Annotated in this window: 19 protein-coding genes; 12 read left to right on the top strand and 7 right to left on the bottom strand. The window is 36.3% G+C overall.

Translation table 11 applies throughout. The annotated features are described in order from the left end of the window. Nucleotides 1-70 precede the first annotated feature (70 nt). From metG to Bccel_RS19360, 9 genes are all read left to right on the top strand, one after another. Nucleotides 71-2,071, top strand: coding sequence for a methionine--tRNA ligase (gene metG / locus Bccel_RS19400; protein WP_036936330.1), 2,001 nt, complete (start codon nt 71-73; stop codon nt 2,069-2,071). A gap of 52 nt (nt 2,072-2,123) precedes the next feature. After that, a complete protein-coding gene (locus Bccel_RS19395; RefSeq protein WP_036936332.1) occupies nt 2,124-2,888 on the top strand; it encodes a TatD family hydrolase in 765 nt (254 codons plus the stop codon). A 232-nt stretch (nt 2,889-3,120) separates the two neighbouring features. After that, nucleotides 3,121-3,843, top strand: coding sequence for a kinetochore Spc7 family protein (locus Bccel_RS19390; RefSeq protein WP_036936335.1), 723 nt, complete (start codon nt 3,121-3,123; stop codon nt 3,841-3,843). Between the two features lie 112 nt (nt 3,844-3,955). Beyond that, entirely contained in the window at nt 3,956-4,561 is a 606-nt protein-coding gene (locus tag Bccel_RS30325) for a hypothetical protein (protein WP_036936339.1), read from the top strand. Between the two features lie 238 nt (nt 4,562-4,799). Beyond that, nucleotides 4,800-5,858: a 3D domain-containing protein gene (locus Bccel_RS19380; RefSeq protein WP_036936342.1), complete on the top strand. Its 1,059-nt coding sequence runs from the start codon at nt 4,800-4,802 to the stop codon at nt 5,856-5,858. Between the two features lie 176 nt (nt 5,859-6,034). Beyond that, on the top strand, nt 6,035-6,904 hold the full coding sequence (gene rsmA, locus Bccel_RS19375) for a 16S rRNA (adenine(1518)-N(6)/adenine(1519)-N(6))-dimethyltransferase RsmA (RefSeq protein ID WP_036936346.1): 870 nt from the start codon (nt 6,035-6,037) through the stop codon (nt 6,902-6,904). Nucleotides 6,905-6,990: 86 nt separating this feature from the next. After that, entirely contained in the window at nt 6,991-8,292 is a 1,302-nt protein-coding gene (locus tag Bccel_RS19370) for a hypothetical protein (protein ID WP_036936349.1), read from the top strand. A 209-nt stretch (nt 8,293-8,501) separates the two neighbouring features. Further along, a complete protein-coding gene (locus Bccel_RS19365) occupies nt 8,502-9,500 on the top strand; it encodes an SDR family oxidoreductase (protein WP_036936352.1) in 999 nt (332 codons plus the stop codon). Nucleotides 9,501-9,747: 247 nt separating this feature from the next. Beyond that, complete coding sequence (locus Bccel_RS19360) at nt 9,748-12,222, top strand: glycoside hydrolase family 9 protein (protein WP_201782028.1); 2,475 nt, start codon at nt 9,748-9,750, stop codon at nt 12,220-12,222. 122 nt (nt 12,223-12,344) lie between these two features. Here Bccel_RS19360 and cax read toward each other — a convergent pair whose 3' ends face one another. Next, on the bottom strand, nt 12,345-13,391 hold the full coding sequence (cax, locus tag Bccel_RS19355; RefSeq protein WP_036936355.1) for a calcium/proton exchanger: 1,047 nt from the start codon (nt 13,389-13,391) through the stop codon (nt 12,345-12,347). 467 nt (nt 13,392-13,858) lie between these two features. Here cax and Bccel_RS19350 point away from each other — a divergent pair, with 467 nt between their 5' ends. The 3 genes from Bccel_RS19350 to Bccel_RS19340 all read left to right on the top strand — a co-directional run bounded on the left by Bccel_RS19350 (nt 13,859) and on the right by Bccel_RS19340 (nt 18,345). Next, a complete protein-coding gene (locus Bccel_RS19350) occupies nt 13,859-16,210 on the top strand; it encodes a glycoside hydrolase family 3 N-terminal domain-containing protein (protein ID WP_081926734.1) in 2,352 nt (783 codons plus the stop codon). Nucleotides 16,211-16,402: 192 nt separating this feature from the next. Beyond that, nucleotides 16,403-17,383 carry a DUF5050 domain-containing protein gene (locus tag Bccel_RS19345; RefSeq protein WP_036936358.1) on the top strand — a complete coding sequence of 327 codons (981 nt, stop codon included), beginning with the start codon at nt 16,403-16,405 and terminating at the stop codon, nt 17,381-17,383. Between the two features lie 224 nt (nt 17,384-17,607). Next, nucleotides 17,608-18,345, top strand: coding sequence for a hypothetical protein (locus Bccel_RS19340; RefSeq protein ID WP_036936363.1), 738 nt, complete (start codon nt 17,608-17,610; stop codon nt 18,343-18,345). A 61-nt stretch (nt 18,346-18,406) separates the two neighbouring features. Here the strand turns inward: Bccel_RS19340 and Bccel_RS19335 are convergent, their stop codons facing one another. From Bccel_RS19335 to Bccel_RS19310, 6 genes are all read right to left on the bottom strand, one after another. Continuing rightward, complete coding sequence (locus tag Bccel_RS19335; protein WP_036936366.1) at nt 18,407-18,955, bottom strand: NADH peroxidase; 549 nt, start codon at nt 18,953-18,955, stop codon at nt 18,407-18,409. An 80-nt stretch (nt 18,956-19,035) separates the two neighbouring features. Then, nucleotides 19,036-19,284, bottom strand: coding sequence for a CPF_0552 family protein (locus Bccel_RS19330; RefSeq protein WP_036936369.1), 249 nt, complete (start codon nt 19,282-19,284; stop codon nt 19,036-19,038). A gap of 94 nt (nt 19,285-19,378) precedes the next feature. Next, complete coding sequence (locus Bccel_RS19325; protein WP_036936373.1) at nt 19,379-19,696, bottom strand: hypothetical protein; 318 nt, start codon at nt 19,694-19,696, stop codon at nt 19,379-19,381. Nucleotides 19,697-19,882: 186 nt separating this feature from the next. Continuing rightward, nucleotides 19,883-20,788 carry an alpha/beta fold hydrolase gene (locus tag Bccel_RS19320; RefSeq protein ID WP_050753647.1) on the bottom strand — a complete coding sequence of 302 codons (906 nt, stop codon included), beginning with the start codon at nt 20,786-20,788 and terminating at the stop codon, nt 19,883-19,885. 395 nt (nt 20,789-21,183) lie between these two features. Further along, nucleotides 21,184-21,738: a DUF1062 domain-containing protein gene (locus tag Bccel_RS19315; RefSeq protein WP_036936376.1), complete on the bottom strand. Its 555-nt coding sequence runs from the start codon at nt 21,736-21,738 to the stop codon at nt 21,184-21,186. Between the two features lie 200 nt (nt 21,739-21,938). Next, complete coding sequence (locus tag Bccel_RS19310) at nt 21,939-22,214, bottom strand: CD3324 family protein (RefSeq protein WP_036936380.1); 276 nt, start codon at nt 22,212-22,214, stop codon at nt 21,939-21,941. Nucleotides 22,215-22,439: the final 225 nt, after the last annotated feature.

Here is a 22,439-nt window from a genome sequence, read left to right as displayed (position 1 = left end):
TCCTAGACATTAAAAATTTATTATAAAAATTTTATGTAATCAAAGATAAAATTCTTGCAGGAGGATTATTATGTCTAAAAAAACATTCTATATTACTACGCCCATATATTATCCAAGTGATAAGCTACATATCGGCCATTCCTATACAACAGTTGCGGCTGATACAACTTCAAGATATAAGAGGCTAAGAGGCTATGATGTGATGTTTCTAACAGGAACAGACGAGCATGGTCAGAAAATACAGAGAAAAGCAGAAGAAAAAGGTGTTACACCAAAGGAATATGTTGATGAAATAGTAAACGGAATAAAGGATTTATGGAAGCTGATGAAAATTACCAACGATAAGTTCATCAGAACAACTGATAAATACCATGAGGAAGTTGTACAAAAAATATTCAAGAAACTTTATGATCAGGGCGATATTTATAAGAGTGAGTATGAGGGCTGGTATTGCACTCCTTGCGAATCCTTCTGGACAAAGACTCAATTGATAGATGGGAAATGTCCCGACTGTGGAAGGGAAGTAGAGCTTACAAAGGAAGAATCCTATTTCTTTAAACTTTCAAAGTATCAGGATAGGCTTATAAAGCATATTGAAGAGAACCCCGATTTCATCCAGCCTATATCAAGAAGGAATGAAATGCTTAATAACTTTTTAAGGCCTGGATTGGAAGACCTTGCAGTATCAAGGACAACATTTACATGGGGTGTACCAGTAACCTTTGATGACAAGCATGTTGTTTATGTTTGGATAGATGCCCTTTCAAACTACATAACTGCACTGGGATATATGTCAGAAAACGATGATAACTATAAAAATTACTGGCCTGCAGATGTGCACCTTGTAGGAAAGGAAATTGTACGTTTCCATACTATAATTTGGCCTGCAATGCTGATGGCACTTGGAGAACCATTGCCAAAGCAAATATACGGTCATGGATGGCTCCTGTTAGAAGGCGGAAAGATGTCCAAATCAAAGGGAAATGTTGTGGACCCGGTTATACTCATTGAAAAATACGGTCTGGACGCAATAAGGTATTTTCTATTAAGGGAAGTGCCGTTTGGTTCTGATGGTGTATTCTCAAATGAGGCATTGATAAATAGAATTAATTCCGATTTGGCAAATGACTTAGGTAACCTGGTAAGTAGAACAGTAGCCATGATAGACAAGTACTTTGGCGGGGTTATGCCATCGGAATATCAGGATGGCGATTTTGATGAAGACCTTAAAGGGACTGTTATGGGAACCTCTGAAAAGGTTGAGGAGCTTTTGGATAAGCTTCAGTACAATACAGCACTTACAGAAATATGGAAGACGATTTCCAGGGTTAACAAATATATAGATGAAACAATGCCCTGGGTTCTGGCAAAGGACGAGGCTAACAACAAGAGGCTTGCTGCTGTAATGTACAATCTTGCAGAAAGCTTAAGGATAATTTCAGTACTTATACAGCCTTTTATGCCTGAGACACCTGAAAAGATATGGAACCAGTTGGGTATAGCGGGCAATACAGGTATATTGGACTGGGATAGCTCAAAGGTTTGGGGCAAGTATCCGGGAGGAACTAAAGTCAATAAGGGAGATGTAATTTTCCCAAGAATAGATATCAAAAAAGAGCTTGAAGAGTTGGAAAAGATGGCAGACAAAAATGCAGCATCAAAAAGCGAAGATGTAAAAGCCGATACCAAGAAAACCGAAGATAAAAATACAGCCAAACCTGAGGACAAAAAGGATGCAGGTGATAGTGGCTATATTACAATAGATGATTTTGCAAAAGTAGACCTCAGGGTAGCTAAGGTTTTAGAAGCAGAAAAGGTTGAGGGAGCAGATAAGCTTCTGAAGCTGAAGCTTGAAATGGGTGATGAAATAAGACAGGTGGTATCAGGTATTGCAAAGCATTATTCACCTGATGAAATGGTGGGCAAGTATGTAATACTTGTTGCGAATCTTAAGCCTGTTAAACTTAGAGGAATTGAGTCACAGGGAATGATACTTGCGGCCTCCGATGACAAGTCACTGGTTCTTGCAGCGATAGATAAGGAAATCGGCAGCGGCTCCAAGGTTAGATAAGTAATGCCTTAGAAATGATTAAAGATTAAAAAAATTATTTAACGAGGTAAGTATGCTTTTTGATTCCCACGCACATTATGATGATGAAAAATTCCAGGACGATAGAGAAGAGGTTTTATCCAAAGCTCACGAAGATGGAGTATCATATATTTTAAATGCAGCAACAGATATTGACACATCTCTTATGAGCATAGAATTTGCTGAAAAATTTGACTTTATTTATGCATCTGTAGGTATCCATCCGCATAATGCCAGTACTATGGATGACAGTACAATAGAAAAAATTACTGAACTGGCCAGTAATCCAAAAGTTGTTGCCATAGGTGAAATAGGTTTGGATTATTATTATGACTACAGTCCTAAGGATGTGCAAAAGTATTGGTTTAAAAGACAATTGGACCTTGCTGCAGAGCTTTCCATGCCTGCTATAATTCATGACAGGGATGCTCATGAGGATATTATTAATATTATAAAAGAAAGTCAAATATCACAGGTTGGAGGAGTTATGCACTGCTTTTCAGGAAGTGTGGAAATGGCGAAAATACTTCTGGACATGGGATTTCACTTATCTTTTGGCGGGCCTGTTACCTTTAAAAATGCAAGGAAAGCAATAGAGGTTTTACAATATGTCCCTATGGACAGAATCCTTATAGAGACTGACAGCCCATATCTCAGTCCTGAGCCTCTTCGCGGAAAAAGAAATGATTCTAGAAATGTGCGGCTTGTTGCTGAAAAGATAGCAGAAATTAAGGGGATTGACTTTGATGTTGTGGCTTCTGTGACGCTTAATAATGCAAGACGGCTATTTGATATATGATCAATAATGATTTTTATCTATATGACAAGTGTAAAGGATTGGCGACTTTTCATCAATAAGTCATGATTAAAAAATAACTTCCGCTATATATTTGACTCATGTGTTGGCTTAACTCGTCGACACCCAGGATGCATGGCGAGCAGTTTAGCGAAGCTAAACTACCAGCTGCAACGATAAGTGGAAGTAATTTTTCATTCATGCTTAAATACAGGTAAAATGCCGGAGGTGGGCGATGAAAAAATTTATTTTGATTCTGGTTAGCAGTCTCATACTTACCATATTTGTTTTATTCAATTATTTCCTTTGGGTTAGAGGTGGAGAGGTGGAAAGATATAAGGAACAGGTGGAATCATTAAAGGAAGACCAGGCTAAAAGTAATGATGCCCGAAACGATGATTATACCAACTATAAGAATGTTTTACGGCAGAGGGATGAAGAGATTGAGAACCTTAAAAATGAAATGGATGATTTAAAGACAAAATCGTCAAAAGCTCAAGATAATATACAGTCACTAATGACAGCTAAAGATGAAAGTGATCGTATAGTAAAGAAGCTTCTGCTTCAAAATGATCTTATAGAGCTAAAGGACACTGTTGTGAAGTGGGCAGATTATATTGATACCGGCAGGTATGAAGAAGCGTTCAGACTGCAAACTCCAAAGCTATTAACCCAGGAAGATGCAAAGAAGAGAAATGATTTTATAGATAATTTTAGAAATGTTATACAATCATTTAAATTGAAATCGGTTGCTTTATATAGAGAAGAACTATCAACAGATTTAAAAGGCAGTATAATTATGGAAGCACAAATCGAAGTAAAAAGGGTACCGGGAGCAATAAAGGGTGATTTTTTAGAAGGACTGAATAAAAGATATTTTAAAATGTCTGTATTTGAAAATAGCTGGATAATTTCAGATATAATGGATTATATACCAAGTGTTATTGTGCAAAATTAAGCCATTATTTTATTATTTGCGTATCTTTACATAACAAATCTTCACCAATTTATAGATGGGTCATATAATGTTAATGAAGACTTTCATGTATATTATTTGGAGGAGTTATACAATGAGTAAAGATATGAAGAAATATAAAGATAAGGGTATGGAAAGTGAAGCGGTTGCACCTATTGAGGGCTGCAAAGAATGCATGCAAAACCATGAGATGCAAGGTCAAGAGATGCCAAAGGTTGAACATGAGGAAATGCATATGCCCATGCAAATGCCTATGATGTGCTGCCCTTTGTTAATGAATATGCAATGTCCCATGCTTAATAATATAGGTTACATGGGTGAACAAAACATGGGTATGTATCCGATGGATCAAATGCCTATGGATTATATGCCAATGAACCAGATGCCATTAAGCAATATGCCAATGAATCAGATGCCAATGAATCAGATGCCAATGAATTATATGCCAATGAACCAAATGCCGACGAGCAACATACCAATGAACCAAATGCCGATGAGCAACTTGCCAATGAACCAAATGCCGATGAGCAATATACCAATGAATCAAATGCCGGTGAGCAACATGCCTATAAATAACATGCCTGTAAATCAAATGCCTATGGAACAGTTCCCTGCAAATCAACCACAGGTAAGTCCATACATGAACCCCAATATCAGTCCCATTGTTAGTCCTAACATGATGAATTACGGGTCATATTAAGGAATGATTGAAATATTAATTATGTATAGATATTGATCCAGTTATGTTCGATCGTTGGAATATGGAGGGATACATACCGTTATAATCCATGTAAAATATGCTAATATCAGTGAATAATTTCAGTCTATATGGGTATAATAGTATCAGGCGGTAAAAAATGGACTAAAATTTGACAAAGTCAGCATATTCAATTAAAATATTTAAGTCCCTTATTAATATTTTAACAGGAGGTGATCTCATGTTACCGCTTGCGAGAAATATTAAAAGGTATTTTTCATTAAAGAAAGTTGCAATTGGATTATTAGCTGTTGTGATCTCTGTATTGGCCGGAGTAGGATTATACTTCAATATGAAAAAAGAAGTAATAATTTATGACGATGGCAGAAAAATTGTAATAAGGACTATAAAATCTACGGTGAGTGATGCTTTAAATCAGGTTGGTATAAGGTTGGGCCCCGACGATTATATCAATATTAAGCCGCAGACAAAATTACAAAAGAAAAGTGCGAATGAAATACATATAAAAAGGGCTGTACCAATTAATGTAGTAATTGAAGGACGGCAGGATAAAATAATGACAACTGCCGAAACCGTAAAAGATGCTCTTACTAAGAAGTCAATAACATTAAATGCTATGGACAAAATTGTGGGAGCACAGCTAAATGATAAAATAGAAAAGGATATGAAGTTTAGCATTGTAAGAGTGAAAGAAGAGATCGTAAGTGAGGAAATACCTATACCGTATAAGACAGTCAGTAAGGATAACCCCAAACTAAAGCACGGAATAAGAAGATCTGTGAGAGAGGGTGCCGAAGGTAAAAAAGAAAAGGTTTATAAAGTTGTTACAGAGGATGGAAAGGAAGTTAAAAGAACTCTGCTTAAGGAAAATGTAACGATGAGTCCTGTAGACAGAATTGTAGAAGAAGGAACTATGCTTGGGCACAAGACGTCTAGGGGAGATTTCTTAAGATATGACAAGGTTCTAAATATGAGGGCTACTGCGTATACAGCTTCTTATGCAGATACAGGAAAGCATCCTGGCCATCCGGAATTTGGTATTACTTATACGGGAGTAAAAGCAAGAAAAGGCATAATTGCGGTAGATCCTAGGGTTATACCCCTAGGTACAAAGGTATATGTGGAGGTTGCAGGTGATACACCAGATTATGGTTATGCTGTTGCAGCCGATATAGGAAGTGCAATAAAAGGCGACCTCATTGACTTGTATTATGACAGTCAATCGTTTGTTAATAAATGGGGTTGTAAAAGAGTTAAAGTTTATATATTATCGGAATAGAGTCAAATTTTAGCAGTAAAAAGAAATGATGACAGATTAAGCTTTTATTTCGAGATGTTTTTAAGTAAATAGGAAGTATATCTGTTAATAAATAAGGGACAAAAATTGGACGGTTATTCGGATGCCTAAATGGATTCGGATAACCGTTACTTTTAGATTTAGTGGGGAATATGGCAATGAGACAAATAACAAAAGAGTTAATTCAAAAATATGATATTAGATTGACCAAGTCTTTAGGGCAAAACTTTCTTGTTGACGATAATATAATTGATAAAATCGTAAATATGGCTGATATTGATAAGAATGATATTGTTATTGAGGTTGGTCCTGGCATAGGTAATATGACAAGGAGACTGGCTGCAAAAGCAGGCAGGCTTATAGCTGTTGAAATAGACAAGCATCTTATTCCTCCGCTGGAAGAGGTACTTAAAGAGTTTCCAAATTCTTCACTTATCAATAAGGATATCCTGAAGACCTCACTTGAGGAAGTTATAAGGGAGGAAAAAGAGAAGGCACCTGAGACGGAGCATGTTAAGATAGTAGCAAACTTGCCTTATTACATAACAACGCCAATTATTATGAAGTTCCTGGAGGAAAATCCAGGCATAGATACAATGGTTTTTATGATACAGAAGGAAGTTGCTGAAAGGATTGTTGCGTCTCCAGGCGGTAAGGATTATGGGGCACTGTCTGTTGCGGTTCAATACTACTCAAAACCCGAAAGGCTTTTTGATGTTTCGCCCCACTGCTTTGTGCCAAAGCCTGAGGTTGATTCAACAGTAATAAGAATGAAGGTATTTAAGGAACCGGCTGTAAAACTAATAAATAAGGATATGTTCTTTACAACTGTTAAGGCGTCCTTTGGACAAAGGAGAAAAACTCTTTTAAATGCACTATCTAACTCTAATAAATTTGCCAAGAGCAAAGAAGAAATCAGGCAAATTCTTATTGACCTCGGAATTGATGAGAATGCTAGAGGTGAAACCTTGACAATAAATCAATTTGCACAAATATCCAATAGATTTGCACAGCCAACGCAAAATTAACAATGATTTTTATATATTCTGTTTTATTTTCTTAATACCTCTCATATATATTATTAGAATAATAGGAAAATATTGAGAGGCATAACATGGATAAAGAGTACAAGTTTGGGAGAATGTTTTTAATTCTAAAACGTGATGATGAAGGGTTTGGACTGGGTAAAGATCCTGCCGGTTATGTGAAAATTGAAGTCGCAGATGGTAAGGGAAAGCTTTTTGCTCATTTCGAGAACTTAAATGATAGACAGGAAAAGGCAGTATTTAAATTATATTTAATAAAATGCGTTAAGGAGCAGTTTAACCCAGTATGTGTTGGGATATTGCCTATAAGCGAAGGTAAAGGTGAGCTTACCTGGAGGTTTGATGCATCTAATGTGGATTCTACAGGTATATCCATAGATAAGTTTAATATTATAGCAGTTGTTGCCACTGAGATGCAGAGAAAAAACAGTATGGCTTTTCCCCTTGTTTCAAATAAAGGAGCTGATGTTTCCTGGAAAGATAAGCTGAAAGAAACTCTTTACCCAAAAGTCTTGCCTGACTATCAAAACAGTGTAAATATTAACAGTATTGTAAGTGATAATAAGATCAAAGATATACAGAATACTGGATATAAAGTTGATACCAAGAACATTGATGCTGAGAATATGCAGGAAGAAACACAAGTAGAAAACCAGCAGGTTGAGAATATTCATGTAGAAGAAGCGAAAGTAGAGAATCAACAGGCTGAGGAGTTATATGTACAAGAAACACAGCTAGAAAATCAACATTCTGAAGATAAGGAAGTTAAGGATACTCTTAATGATGATTTAAAAGAAGAAAATATCTATATTGAGGTTGATGAAAACAAGCCTGAAGAAACAGACACTGAATTTATACAGCAGAAAAACAGTGCGAATAAGAACAGCGAATTCTGCAATAAAGTTAATGGCTGTGCCAGCTGCCTTAATGATGGATTTAACAAATTCAATTTTGAAACAATGAACGGCAGTGTTGATACAAATAAATTAAAGGAATTGTTTAATAAAAACTTTGAAGTAGCCAATCCATTTAAAAATGGGTGCAGGATCTATAAGTGGTGGGAGGTCACCAATCCCGTAGTATTGAATAATATATTCTATCAATGCAATTTAAGAAATCCATTTCTATTTAATCCAAAGGTTTTGTTTGCATACTACAAACACAGAAATTTAATAGTAGGATTATGCAATGATATAAGTAACGATAAGGAATATATAGTTTTAGGCGTACCTGGGAATTATTCCGTTGACCAAAGGCCGTTAGGGGTGTTTTGCAGATGGGCACAGGAAGAAGGCGTTGAGCCTAAAAATGGAGCTTTTGGGTTCTGGCTTGTTTATATTGATGTAAATTCGGGAAAAATAGTTGGATAAATGATACATAATAGTTTGAATTATGATTCTTGATTGCGGGCGATATATAGAGTGATTATAAAAAGCATTAATCCACAATCATATATCACATTTAATACTATTATGGTCAATGATGTGATAAAATGACATAAGGAATGCCTCTATAGCGGAGGTTATTTTTTAGCAATGACTAAGGATAATGCTTTTTATAAAAATTATGAGGTGATATTATGAAAGTGCTTTTTATAGGCGGTACGGGAATAATAAGTGAAGCAGTTTCAAAGCTTGCAATTGAGAAGGGGGTTGAGCTATATCTTCTTAACAGAGGAAATAGACCCTTATATATACCCGAAGGAGCTAAGGTGATTAATGGAGATATAAGAGATTATAAGAGTGTTAAGGCGGTTTTAAAGCCGTACAGCTTTGATGTTGTAGTTGATTGGATTGCTTTTACTCCTGAACATGTCAGGACTGATCTTGAACTATTTGCGGGAAATGCTGGGCAATATATCTTTATAAGTTCTGCTTCGGCATATCAAAAACCTCCTACAGACTATATAATCACAGAATCAACTCCTCTTGCAAATCCATTCTGGCAGTATTCCAGGGACAAGATTGCCTGCGAAGACATGCTTATGGCTGAGTACCGCAGCAATGGGTTTCCTGTTACTATTGTCCGTCCCAGCCTTACCTATGGATTGCAAATGATACCAGCAGCCCTTAACAGCTGGCAGAAGCCGTGGTCTATAATAGATAGAATTCAAAGGGGTAAAAAAATTATTGTACATGGTGATGGCACTTCTTTGTGGACCATAACCCACAATACAGATTTTGCAAAGGGATTTACCGGACTTATGGGAAATTCACTGGCTATAGGCCATGCTTTTCATATTACATCAGATGAAGTGCTTACATGGAATATGATATATGAGCTGATTGGAAAAGCTGCAGGAGTGAAACCTGACATAATTCATATTGCATCAGATTTTATATCAAAAGTACATCCGGAAAGTCTGGGGAGCCTTTTAGGTGACAAAGCTGAGAGTGCGGTTTTTGATAATAGCAAAATAAAGAGGTTTGTACCTGATTTTAAAGCAGTGGTTTCTTTTGAATCTGGTATTAAAAAGTCTGTTGAGTGGTTTTTAAAGCATCCTGAATTATGTGCTGTTGATACGGTATGGGATGCTGAAATGGATATGATAATAGACAAGTATTGTGCTGGGGTATAAGATAATGAAGCTAAACGGTTTGGACTTTAGGGTGAGTAGGAAGGAAGCAAAAAGGTTTTTAATTGTTTTTTTATCACTGCTTGTTATTTTATTATTGGCACTTGTTGTTAAACAGATGGTATTGCCAGGTAAAAACGGTAAAAACACCTATACGGCTTCGTCTAAAATTTCCGATAGGAATAAGGTGTCGTCCTCTACAGGGGATAATAATAGTGCTTTAGATAATATTACAAGTGATAGAGAAAAGATGGGAACGGAAAACATTGAAGAAAGGCTGCCTGAACAACAGCCGGCAACCGGGAACTTTAATTTTGGCGAAGCATTGCAGAAATCGATTTTCTTCTATGAATGCCAGCGTTCAGGAAACCTGGATGAAAAAAAGCTCCGCATGAACTGGAGGGGAGACTCCGGTTTAAAGGATGGTTCGGATGTTGGGGTGGATCTAACAGGTGGCTGGTATGACGCCGGGGATCATGTGAAATTTGGGCTTCCAATGGCGTATAGTGCTGCTGTGCTTGGTTGGGGTGTATATGAATATAAAGATGCTTATGAAAAGAGCGGCCAGCTAAAATACATACTTGATAATATCAGGTGGGCTGCAGATTATTTTATGAAGTGTCACACAAAACCTGATGAGTTTTACTATCAAGTTGGAAACGGTAACACGGATCATGGATGGTGGGGACCTGCTGAAGCCATGAACATGGAAAGACCTTCATATAAGGTGGACAAGTCAAACCCGGGTTCAACAGTGGTTGCAGAAACATCAGCAGCTTTAGCGGTTACTTCTATTATATTTAAAGACAGTGACCCACAGTATTCAGCAAAGTGTTTGAAGCATGCCAGGGAACTTTTTAGTTTTGCCGACAGCACCAAAAGTGACAGTGGGTATACGGCTGCAGAAGGTTTTTACAAGTCATGGAGCGGCTTTTATGATGAGCTTTCATGGGCTGGGGCATGGTTATATCTTGCAACAAGTGAATCATCATATCTTTCCAAGGCAGAAGGGTATGCAGCCAATTGGAAAAAAGAACCCCAAACAGATACCATTGCCTATAAATGGGCATTTTGCTGGGATGATGTTCATAACGGTGCAGAATTGCTGCTTGCAAGGATTACTAAAAAGCCTCTTTATAAGGAATCACTTGAAAACCATCTTGATTACTGGGCAGGTATAGGTGCCGATAAGATAAAGTATACCCCAAAAGGATTGGCATGGCTTGATCAGTGGGGTTCGTTGCGGTATTCAACTACAGAAGCATTTTTGGCAAGCATTTACGCAGATTGGAAAGGGTGCAGTAAAGATAAAGGGAATAAGTATAAAGAATTTGCCAAAAAACAGATTGAGTATGCACTTGGCAGCTCAGGAAGGAGTTTTGTCGTAGGGTATGGAAAGAACCCTCCCGAGCATCCTCATCACAGAACGGCACATGGCTCATGGTCTGACAGTCAAACAATACCCAATCATCACAGGCATGTTCTTTATGGTGCCCTTGTTGGGGGTCCGGGCAATGATGACAGTTATAAGGATGAGATTGGAAATTATACGAATAATGAGGTTGCATGTGATTATAACGCAGGGTTTACAGGGGCACTTGCAAAAATGTATCTTCTTTATGGGGGCAGTCCCATTGAAGGCTTTAAGGCCTTTGAAAAAGTGGAAGAAGAGTTTTTTGTGGAAGCCTCAGTCAATGCATCAGCCAGTAATTTCGTTGAGATAAAAGCAGTATTAAACAACATTTCAGGATGGCCGGCACGATCCAGCAAAAAATTGTCATTTAAGTACTTTATGGATTTAAGTGAGTTTATTAAGGGAGGTAAAGGACCTGCCAGTTTAAAGGTAAGCCTGAATTACAACCAGGGTGGTGCAAAGATTTCCCCAATAAAACAGTTTAAGGGCAATATCTATTATGTTACCGTTGATTTTGACGGGACTGAAATAAGCCCGGGAGGACAATCGGCATTCAAGAAGGAGGTACAGTTCAGGATTGCTGCAGAAGGAGACACATTTAACCCGGAAAATGATTATTCATACCAGGGATTATCAAAGGGTGCTGCTGTAAAAACCATATACATACCTGTATATGATGCAGGTGTTAAAGTGGGAGGTAAAGAGCCTGATGAAACCCCAGGGTCAAAGGCTGAATCGGTAAATGCTAGAAATACTGATGCACCTAAATCACCTAGTATTTCAAGACAAATAAATACTCCTACAAGGAATAACGGAATAAACAGTTCTGCAAGCAGTGCAGGAAAATCAGGTGCTTCCGGTAATATCAACCTCCAGTTTTTCAATTCCGTACCTGCATCCAGATCCAATACAATCGGCACCAAATTTTTGCTCTCTAATACAGGAGTTTCAAGTATAAAACTGACGGATGTAAAACTAAGATATTACTTTACGTCAGATGATAATAAAAAAAATAACTTTTGGTGCGATTGGTCAACAGTGGGAAATGATGCTGTAATTTGCAAGTTTGTAAAAATAATTCCGGTAAAAAATAAGGCAGATTGCTATGCTGAAATTGGATTTACCAAAAAGGCCAGCACTTTGGAACCGGGAAAGAGCATAGAAGTACAGGTGAGGCTTACCAAAGATGGATGGACAGACTATGAGCAATCAGGAGATTACTCGTTTACTGCTGCCTCAAACGGTTATTCTAAATGGGACAAAGTTACTCTCTACCTTGACGGAAAGCTTGTAAGCGGAATTGAACCATAGATGAAAATGGAAAAATGCCCCATTGACCAGTTGATTATTTGTTAATACCTAATATAAAATTAAATTTCATAATTAAGAGGTGACCATTAGGCCACCTCTTTAATTTCATCTTAATATTTAAATTATATTATTAGGAACGAAATTGCCAGTATACCGTATACTGCTATGAGCTGAAGACCTTCAAGCCAGTTGGATTCACCATCGTTTGATACTTTGTTGGCTATTATTACTGCAACGATTATGGATATCAGCTCAAATTCGTTAAATACAAAATCCATAGGCTTGAATATCAAGCTTAGGAATATTAAGAGCGGTGCAACAAACAAGATAATCTGAAGGCTTGAACCTAAGGCAATTTCAAGAGCAACATCCATTTTGTTTTTTGCTGCCATCAGTATTGCAGTGCTATGTTCTGCTGCATTTCCGATGATTGGTATCAGTATGATACCTACGAAGAATTCGCTTAGTCCAAGTGAATGGGTGACAGATTCAACTGATCCGACTAAAAACTCACTTTCAAGAGCAATTGCTACTGTTGCAAGTACGAGAATTGAAATTGACTTCTTTAAACTCCACTTTGACTTTATTTCTTCGCTATGATTGGTTCCATAAATATCCTTATGTGTATAGAATGAAAAGAAAAGGCCGCATATGTATATTATAAACATAAAGGCTGCAATCCCTATGCTCAGCTTTTCATAGTGGGGCGAGCTTAGGAGCTCAGGTTTTACCGTGTGCAAGAATATAGCCGGTACCACAAGACCTATAACTGCAAACAGCAGCATGCTTGATGTAACCTCATTTGCACTTTTGTTAAATGTCTGGGTTTTGAATTTTAGTCCACCTACAAACATACTTGCACCAAGAACTAAAAGGACGTTTCCTATAACAGAACCTGCAATAGATGCCTTTACTATGTCAAATAGTCCTTCCTTCAATGCAAAGAAAGCGATAATAAGTTCTGTAGCATTACCGAAAGTGGCATTAAGAAAACCACCTATTCTTGGGCCTGAGTAAACTGATATTTCTTCTGTTGCTTCCCCCATGATGCCCGCTAATGGAATTATAGCTGCTGCAGATGTGAAAAACAGTGCAACTTCATTCAGCTTCAAAACCTCACATATGATACTTATTGGTATAAATATCAATAACAACTTTAAGTATTTCATTGTGTTATCTCCTTGTCTAAATAATAAAATATTATAGCATTAGATGATTTTATTGGCAATTTGTATTTAGGCGTATAGATGTATTTTTGAAAAGCTCTCATAAGCGATTGAAAATAATTAGTTAAAATGATAAAATTTAAAATATCATTATATAAGTCTTATATAAAATAATAAGTAGATTTTTGCAGTGGTATTTCACAAAAATAAGTAGCTTCTGTAGCAATTATTCTCAGCAATGTCCCTTTTATATAATTTATAGGATAAAGTTGTAGTTTTGTTTTCTTAGAATTATGGTGTCTTTAGAAATTGGAATTCTGATATTAATGAGACAAGGCACCAAAGCAACATTTGCTTTCGTTAAGTTAATTTTTTCATAAAATGTAAGTATATTTCCATAGTGAAGGGAGGCTTAATTTTTTATAAAGAAAACAATAAAAAAATAAAACTTTAAGAGAGGGAGAAGAAAAATGCTAATAGGGGAAAAAAGTATAAGAAAAAAATCAAAAAGTGTACTATCAATTTTTGTATCGGCGGTAACAGTATCGAGTCTGGTGTTTGTCAATGCACCAACTAATGTAAAGGCGGCAAATGTTTATCAGGATCCGAGCCAGCCTGTAGAGTCAAGGGTAAAAGACCTTCTTTCCAGAATGACACTTGATGAGAAGGTGGGACAGATGATTCAGCCTGAGAGACATACTGCAACAGCTGATGATGTAAAGAATTATTATTTAGGATCTATTTTGAGCGGTGGTGGAAATGTTCCACTCTCAAACACACCTACAGGATGGTGTGATATGACAGATGCCTACCAAAAGGCAGCTATGTCTACAAGGCTCCAAATACCTTTTATATACGGGGTAGATGCTGTGCATGGTCATAATAACCTGTATGGTGCTACTATTTTTCCTCACAATATTGGCCTTGGAGCAGCAAATGATGAAGAGCTTGTTTATAAAATAGGACAGATAACGGCCAAAGAGGTAAGGGCAACAGGAGTTCACTGGACTTTTGCACCTTGTATAGCTGTTCCCCAGAACGAAAAATGGGGCAGAACTTATGAAGGTTTCAGTGAGAATACCGACATTGTTACAAGATTAGGTGTAGCGGCTACAAAGGGCCTGCAGGGTGACAATTACCTTACAGACCTAACAAAAAATGATAAGATTTTAGGGTGTATTAAACATTTTATAGGTGACGGAGCTACCACAAATGGCGTTGATGCAAGTGATTCAGTCCTAACAGAAGACCAAATCAGAGAAAAATATTTACCTCCGTACATAGAAGCAATTAAAGCAGGTGCAAGAACTCTAATGGCATCTTTTAGCAGCATCAATGGGTTGGAGTGCCATGGCAATAAGCGTTTGCTTACTGATATTTTAAAGAATGAATTGAAATTTGATGGTTTTGTGGTATCAGATTATGAAGCTATAAAAGACATAGACAAGGCTAACTTTAGAAATTGTGTAAAGGAGTCTGTCAATGCAGGTGTTGATATGTATATGGAACCAAGGATGTGGAAGACTGTTATAACTCATCTTAAGGATCTGGTTGGAAATGGAGAAGTTCCAATGTCCAGAATTGATGACGCTGTTACCAGAATTCTTAGAGTTAAAATCCAGTTAGGGCTTTTTGAAAAACCATATGCCGACAGAAGTCTTATGTCCCAAGTAGGTTCAGCCGATCACAGGGCTGTTGCAAGAGAAGCTGTTAGAAAGTCTTTGGTCTTATTGAAAAATGATAACAAGGTTTTACCTTTAGCAAAGAGTGGGAAGAAAATTTTTGTAGCAGGTAAAAATGCAGATGATTTGGGCAATCAGTGCGGAGGATGGACAATAACATGGCAGGGAAAGAGCGGTAATATTACACAAGGTACTACCATATTGCAGGGTATAAAGAGTGCAGTAAACCCTGGAACAACTGTAACATACAATCTAAACGGCTATGGAGCACAGGGACATGATGTTGCTGTAGTTGTTGTTGGTGAAACACCTTATGCAGAAGTAAAAGGGGATAGAACTGACGTAGCATTATCCGCTGATGATATCCAGACTATTAACAATGTTAAGAGTGCAGGTATTCCAATGGTAGTAGTATTAGTATCGGGAAGACCGATGATTGTAACAGATCAGATAAAGGACTCAGCTGCTTTTGTTGCTGCATGGCTCCCAGGAACTGAGGGCAATGGTGTTTCCGATTGCTTGTTCGGTGATTATGATTTTAGCGGAAAGCTTCCTATGTCATGGCCTTCAAGCAATGCACAGATACCTGTAAATGAGGGAGATGGAAAAACACCTCTTTACCAATTGGGTTATGGCTTGAAAATGAAAGCTGACGAAGGCTATAAGCTTAGTGGATATGTGAGCCCTGACTTTGCGGTTATATCTGCTGGCACAGACTTAAAGCAGGGATTTAAGGTGGAGGTTGTTGGAAAACAGCTTAATGCTGTTACAGATGCAAAGGGATATTTTGAAATTAAAGGCTTACCATTAAGTACTGATGGATATTCCTTGAAAATAAGTAAAACAGGTTATCTGACAAGGACAATCAGCAACATTCTACTGACTGCCGATAAGGAATTGTCCAGCCAGTCTTCACCGGTGGAAATGTGGGTAGGTGATATACCTAAAAACGGTATTCAGGACGATGCTATAAACATGGCTGATGTTATAAGTCTTGCTAAGGTATTTAATGCAGTTAGCAGTGATGCACATTATGAAAGTCAATTCGATTTAAATTTGGATGGTTCAATAAACATGTCGGATATTATCCTTCTGGCAAAGCACTTTAATGCTACTGCAGCAAATTATCCTGCTGTTTAGGCATACGTGCAAACTTTGTAAAAAAATTTTGAACTTTTAAAGAAAAGCTTTCATTTTGTAATTTTATAATTATAATTATTATATAGGGATAAGGTATTAGTATATAATTTATTTCAATGCCTAGGTAATTATTGTGTATACTACTCCATAATTTCTATCGAAAAATCAAGGTTTAAAAAGGGGACAGGTCTAATGAATGTTTTAGTAAAAAAGGTCAGTATCTTGCTTATTTTGTTTTCACTTGTGTTGACATCATGTAGTTCTTCAAATATCAATATAAGTGAGTTGGAAAAAATCCAGGAAATCTACAGTCCTTCAGAGACTCCTTACACCAATGTCTCCAATGCAGGTATTGTATTTAAGAGTGGTGAGTGGGTTTATTTTTCTGACAATGATTATAAGCTGGCCAAATCCAAACCGGATGGAAGTCAAAAAACGGTTTTAACTGATGACACTCCAAGGTTTATAAATGTTATAGGTGACTATGTATACTACATAAATGTAGATGACAAGTTTAAAGTCACTAGAATTAAGACAGATGGCACAGGTAGGGAAGTAATTAATGAAGATAATTGCTCTTTTATGACTTATTACAAAGGGTGGCTTTACTATACCGATTCTACCGACGGCAACAAAATTTATAGAATGAAGCTTGATGGCAGCAAGAAGACTAAGATTAATGACAACGAATCAAAATATGTTACGATATCGGGAGATTGGATTTATTATTCCAATTTTAACGAAAGGGACAGTTTGTGCAAGATGTCTTTAGATGGATCAAAGAATATAAAACTTTATGAATACAGGGCATGGTATATAGCTGTAGATGGAGATTGGATTTATTATTCTGATGGGGGAGATAAGGACAGACTCTATAAAATTAAAACAGACGGCACCGAGAGGACAAGAGTAACAAGGGACATATGTGCATTTGTAAATGTTTCAGGAGACTGGATTTACTACCGCAATGATTCTTCCTATAAAGCAATGTATAGGATAAAGAAAGATGGCAACGACAGGACCAGGCTTAATGAAAAGGTATCCATGTATATCAATATGGCAGGAGAATGGATTTATTATTTGATATTAGACGAGACATATACTGACAAAGATAACAGGTATATCGGCTTCAGAATGAAGAAGGACGGTACTGATAATCAAAAAATTCAATAATTTGTATTAACAATGTTATTTACTAACGAGCAGCTCCGGTAAAATTAATTGCCGGAGTTGTTTTTTTATATTCATATCTTTTTCTGAAATTAACTCATTTCATTGTAAAAAATAATATATAATAAGTAGTAAATAACATTTAAGGAAGCAATCTACTTCTAAATTTGCCCTGATACCACTTTGAAATTATTTGAGCAAATAGAGCTTTCTTCCAGGATGTGTGTATGAAAAATAATAGTCTTTTTGATTCGGTATTTAGTTTGAAAACTGCATTAGCTTTTGGTGCGGCTGTAATAGCCTGTGCAATATCATTAGGCAGGTATAATTCTCCTATCGGAGCAGTAATCGGAGGTGCTGTATTTCTATTTACAGCTACATATTCGGTATTATTTTCAGAGGATTATGAGCCTCAAACAAAAGAAGTCAATTATAATGATTTACACAAGCTTGCATATGAGTCAAGAGACAGGCTGACACCTATCATTGATAAACTTGGAAATGTATTGAACAATATCAAATCTTTTGACAAAGGAAAGTATCAGTTTATAACAAGGTTTATGTATGAGATAGCAAGCTTTGAGGAGCTGATACCCAATCTGGTAATGAGTTATAGAAAAGCGACTGGGTTTCTTAGAAACCGGGATGCACAAGCTTCTACCGACATAAAGTCACTGGAAATGAAGCTAAGTTCAGGCATAAGTGAAATTGCGAGACAAACCTATGAGAAAGCCCTGTCGGAAAAAAAACAGACATTAGCTGAACTTCAACATATAAGAAACAATCTTGATGATTGTGAATCGAAGCTTTATTATATATTGAGCACATTGGAAAAGATTGAGACAATTATTTATTCTGATGAATTAAGTGATAACATGTCTGATCAGGTATCAAATAATATAAACCAGCAGTTGGAGATATTTTCCGGAAGCGTAAAAGATATAGCTAAAGTTATGAAATTATAAGACATTATACAAAATGAGGAATGCTGCTATTTGCAACATTCCTCATTTTGTAATGCAATTTTTATTTACCGAAATACCTTTCCAAAAGGCCTTTAAATGCCATTCCATGACGTGCTTCATCCTTGCACATTTCATGAACTGTATCATGAATTGCGTCATAATTAAGCTGCTTTGCTTTTGTTGCGATGTCTTTTTTGCCCTGGCATGCACCATGCTCTGCTTCAACTCTTAGCTGTAGGTTCTTTTTTGTATCAGCGTAAACAACTTCTCCTAGAAGCTCTGCAAATCTTGCAGCATGATCAGCTTCTTCGAAAGCAATCCTTTTATAAGCTTCGGCAATTTCAGGATATCCTTCTCTATCTGCCTGACGGCTCATAGCAAGGTACATTCCAACCTCAGTACACTCGCCCATGAAGTTGGCTCTTAAACCTTCAAGTATCTCAGGATCAACGCCCTGTGCAACACCAATTTTATGCTCATCAGCCCATTGTGCCAAACCTTCTACCTTTTCATAGAACTTTTCCTTAGGAGCTTTACATTGTGGGCATTTGTCTGGAGCCTCATCACCTTCATGAACATATCCGCATACTGAACAAACATATTTTTTCATAGAAAAAAATCCTCCTTAGATTTTGTGATTATTTGAATTATATTAAAGTGTCTATAAGTAATTATAGACCATATTTACAGCTAAACTATCATTGTATTTGCTCTTACACCTTCAATGGCATTTAACTCTTCCTGGAAATTCTTTATTTCAGAACTATCTCCAGCTAGCTGGAGCACAATTAATCCTTCTTCGGAGCAAACATTACCAGCCTCATGCAATCCAAGTCTAACTTTTATCATACATCCGAATTTGGTTAGAACTTTCTGTACGTCAGGTGCGTTTTTTGAACGATGACTGATTACTATTGCCATTATATTATAATTTTCCATGTCTCATCTCTCCTATAAGCATTTTATTAAAATAATACATTAAATATATTATAAAGACAAATAATTAACTAGATTAACATTTTGGCAATTAGCTTTATGACATGTTCAGGGAATCTAAAGATCTTTGAATCTTCTTGTCGCTTGTATCATTACAGCAGTGTTCACCCTGGCTTATTCTGGATTCTTGTTTTGAGGCATCAATAACCTTATCCATTATATCAGATTTGATTACTGAAATGGGATCTTTTATATTAAAGGTAACTTTTACTTCTTCAAGAAAGCTTTGGTCGGATAACTTTTCAAGGTCTGCATCCATACATCTATCATCACTGCATAACCTAAAAAGACCTTTATATTCGTAATTGTCTTCTGTAATGTTTAGACTGACAACTTTTAAGTCCTTTAAATCCAAATAAAACACATCCTTTCTGAATTTATAAGTATTTTAACTGCAAAAGTGTATTTAATTAATTACATACTATTTATACCCGCCAGATAATTGGATAAACAAAAAAATATAAATTATTGTATAAGAAATAAAAACTATTGCGATAAATTCATTTTTATATTGCAAATGCAGACGATTCAACTGCATTTGCTAATGTAAAATCTTTTTCGTAACATGTATAGGTTTAAGCTTAGCAAGAAGTTCTTTGATTCCATTAATTACAAAGGTTGGATTATCCTTATGGAGATAATGTCCGTTATTTGCATCGATTCTATGGATTGAGCGGTTAGACAGGCTGGCAATATAAGCTTGTCTGCTTGCCCACCGTGCTTCAAGGTTCGGCATGGTGGCTGGAAAGTGATGATTTGCTCCAGATAATACTTCTATCGGAAGGTTTCTCAGTGGGTCAGTGGCTTGTGCTTTACAAATTTGATTGTAAGAAATAAGAATGTCTTTGGTGTCTAACTCGATCGGAATACCAGTACCACAGGATAGGTCTTGAGTTATTATTTCCAACTGTGCCTTATGATCAAGTTCCTTGAAAAGGCATTTTTCCGCATACTCTGTTGCTGAATCTATGAATATAATACCTTTAACCTCATCAGGATGAAGATATTGATATTCACGGGCGTACAATCCTCCAATGGAATGTACAGCGAAAACAATGGGGCCATTTACTCCGGCATTCTTAAGAAGATTATGAAGCCGCTGTACTTCACCTGCTGCTGTGTAATCTACCTTTCTTCTATCAGGAGAGTCCGATTGTCCAATTCCTATTCTGTCATATGTTACAACACGGGTTATTTTTGCTATTTCTGGAGCTACCTTATTCCAAATTTCATGGCTGTCACCGTTACCGTTTTCAAATACAACAGTAGGAAGACCATGTTTACGTTTACCTTTTACATCAATAAACATTGAGTAGTTGCCTACATCTACTTTACCACTGAAACTTGCGGAATTATTTGCGGGTTTGTCATATGCATAAGATGATGAACTAGTGAGGCCTAAAATAAGAACAGTAGAAAGGATTGAAGAAATGATTCTATGAAGCATATTATACCTCCTGATTTATTTAGAATCTATATATTTTATTTAATTCTATTTTATTGCAATTGGTTTACTTAAATAAGCTGTTTTTTACTTCATATGTGATGTATATTTATGTGTGAAGCAATTAATGTATACCATATAAAACAAATAATGGGAAATGCAAGATGTATACTGATAACGTCCTAAAATAGTGATTGATTAGGGGAATAACAAATAATTAACTGGTAAGTAAGGCGGGTAAGTAAGCTAACATTTACCACATGTGGAATAATACTCAAATAATGTATTTTTTAAAATGACCTGATATGTCTCATGATGTAAAAAGACTTATGTTCCAAAGTTATGAAACATAAGTCTTTTATAATTTATAACACACTTAGTAAAATTTTAGTCATTCTTTAGTTATCTATATTCACAATAACTTCTGTTTGCATTTTGGATTTTTTTAAGTCAAGTCCGCCAGTGCTGCGGATTGTTTCGCTCACCATCATTTGTTCTAAAGCATCTTTAGATAAGTTTAATATTTCCCGTAACAAAGCAGATACTTTAAGTTGGGATGGGTAGGGGCTTTTTATATGCAATTCAACAGGAATGGTAAAATCAATAGCAGGGCCTAATATTTCATACTTGGGAAGGCCAACTTCGGCTCCATTCCTGCGTATTAGCACCGTATCCATAGCATATTTTCTGACAAGCTCTCCGTTATTGTTATGGAACCCATCTAATATTTCAGGTGAAATACTTTTGGGATTTACACGTGAATAGATGGTCATATTCCATGTAGAATCACAATCTGAACATTTATAGATTAACCATATATCTAAATACTTGCGTTGAGCATTTACCCGAAACAATTCGGAGCAAATATGCTCTGCTTTTTTGCCGCATTTCTTACAATACTTTATTGCAGGTGGTGGGGATAGATAATTTATATCCAATTTTACTATCTTCATGAAACTATATCCTTCCTATTAGAATTTAATAGGAAAGATAAAAGGCGGATTACCACAAATCTTTATCATATTTGTCCCTCCAGTCTGGTATTTATCTGCTTAAATTGTATCATCCAGTTCTAGAGGACAAAACCTAAAAGACATTTAGTAAAAGAAAATGAGCCAAAATAGTAATAAAACCATATTGGCTCATGCTAAGGCTAATTTATGTTTCTTTGTTCCCGTATTATCCTTTGAATACTTTTCAAAGACAAAAAATATTTTTCGGATAACTCTTTAAGACTATTCCCCGCCAAATAGTCTTCATAAACTTGTATATTTCTCTGATTTAATTCTTTGCGGGTGGATGTATTTGATCCCCATTCTTTTTTATTGCCTAACTTTCTAGGTATATAGATAAATTCACCGTCTACATACTTTTGTACCAGCTCAAGCAAATCATTAGGGAGTATATAAATTGCTTTCTTATAGCTCATGTTGCTCCTCCTAAAAGTATTTTAATTTAGGAATAGCAAAGGCTATATTCGCATCTGACTTCTATCTTTGCAGTAGTTCATTGCAATAGCCTCTGCTATGCAACAATAACGATAGGATTAAGCATACTCAAACAACACTCCTTTCTTATAGTAATGTAAAATTATAACATTACCCTAAAATGTTGTCAAGAATATGAAATGCAAGTTAGGGGTCAATCGTCAGTA

Origin of the sequence: Pseudobacteroides cellulosolvens ATCC 35603 = DSM 2933, from assembly GCF_001262605.1 — a bacterium.
GTDB classification, from domain to species: Bacteria; Bacillota; Clostridia; order Acetivibrionales; family DSM-2933; genus Pseudobacteroides; species Pseudobacteroides cellulosolvens.
Note: the sequence above shows the minus strand (reverse complement) of the source record. Positions and strands in the feature narration are given on the sequence as shown.

Bases quoted from the DNA above. Each gene is read 5' to 3' on its own strand.
- metG (WP_036936330.1), top strand. From the start codon at position 71: ATGTCTAAAAAAACATTCTATATTACTACGCCCATATATTATCCAAGT.
- Bccel_RS19395 (WP_036936332.1), top strand. From the start codon at position 2,124: ATGCTTTTTGATTCCCACGCACATTATGATGATGAAAAATTCCAGGAC.
- Bccel_RS19390 (WP_036936335.1), top strand. From the start codon at position 3,121: ATGAAAAAATTTATTTTGATTCTGGTTAGCAGTCTCATACTTACCATA.
- Bccel_RS30325 (WP_036936339.1), top strand. From the start codon at position 3,956: ATGAGTAAAGATATGAAGAAATATAAAGATAAGGGTATGGAAAGTGAA.
- Bccel_RS19380 (WP_036936342.1), top strand. From the start codon at position 4,800: ATGTTACCGCTTGCGAGAAATATTAAAAGGTATTTTTCATTAAAGAAA.
- rsmA (WP_036936346.1), top strand. From the start codon at position 6,035: ATGAGACAAATAACAAAAGAGTTAATTCAAAAATATGATATTAGATTG.
- Bccel_RS19370 (WP_036936349.1), top strand. From the start codon at position 6,991: ATGGATAAAGAGTACAAGTTTGGGAGAATGTTTTTAATTCTAAAACGT.
- Bccel_RS19365 (WP_036936352.1), top strand. From the start codon at position 8,502: ATGAAAGTGCTTTTTATAGGCGGTACGGGAATAATAAGTGAAGCAGTT.
- Bccel_RS19360 (WP_201782028.1), top strand. From the start codon at position 9,748: ATGGGAACGGAAAACATTGAAGAAAGGCTGCCTGAACAACAGCCGGCA.
- cax (WP_036936355.1), bottom strand. From the start codon at position 13,391: ATGAAATACTTAAAGTTGTTATTGATATTTATACCAATAAGTATCATA.
- Bccel_RS19350 (WP_081926734.1), top strand. From the start codon at position 13,859: ATGCTAATAGGGGAAAAAAGTATAAGAAAAAAATCAAAAAGTGTACTA.
- Bccel_RS19345 (WP_036936358.1), top strand. From the start codon at position 16,403: ATGAATGTTTTAGTAAAAAAGGTCAGTATCTTGCTTATTTTGTTTTCA.
- Bccel_RS19340 (WP_036936363.1), top strand. From the start codon at position 17,608: ATGAAAAATAATAGTCTTTTTGATTCGGTATTTAGTTTGAAAACTGCA.
- Bccel_RS19335 (WP_036936366.1), bottom strand. From the start codon at position 18,955: ATGAAAAAATATGTTTGTTCAGTATGCGGATATGTTCATGAAGGTGAT.
- Bccel_RS19330 (WP_036936369.1), bottom strand. From the start codon at position 19,284: ATGGAAAATTATAATATAATGGCAATAGTAATCAGTCATCGTTCAAAA.
- Bccel_RS19320 (WP_050753647.1), bottom strand. From the start codon at position 20,788: ATGCTTCATAGAATCATTTCTTCAATCCTTTCTACTGTTCTTATTTTA.
- Bccel_RS19315 (WP_036936376.1), bottom strand. From the start codon at position 21,738: ATGAAGATAGTAAAATTGGATATAAATTATCTATCCCCACCACCTGCA.
- Bccel_RS19310 (WP_036936380.1), bottom strand. From the start codon at position 22,214: ATGAGCTATAAGAAAGCAATTTATATACTCCCTAATGATTTGCTTGAG.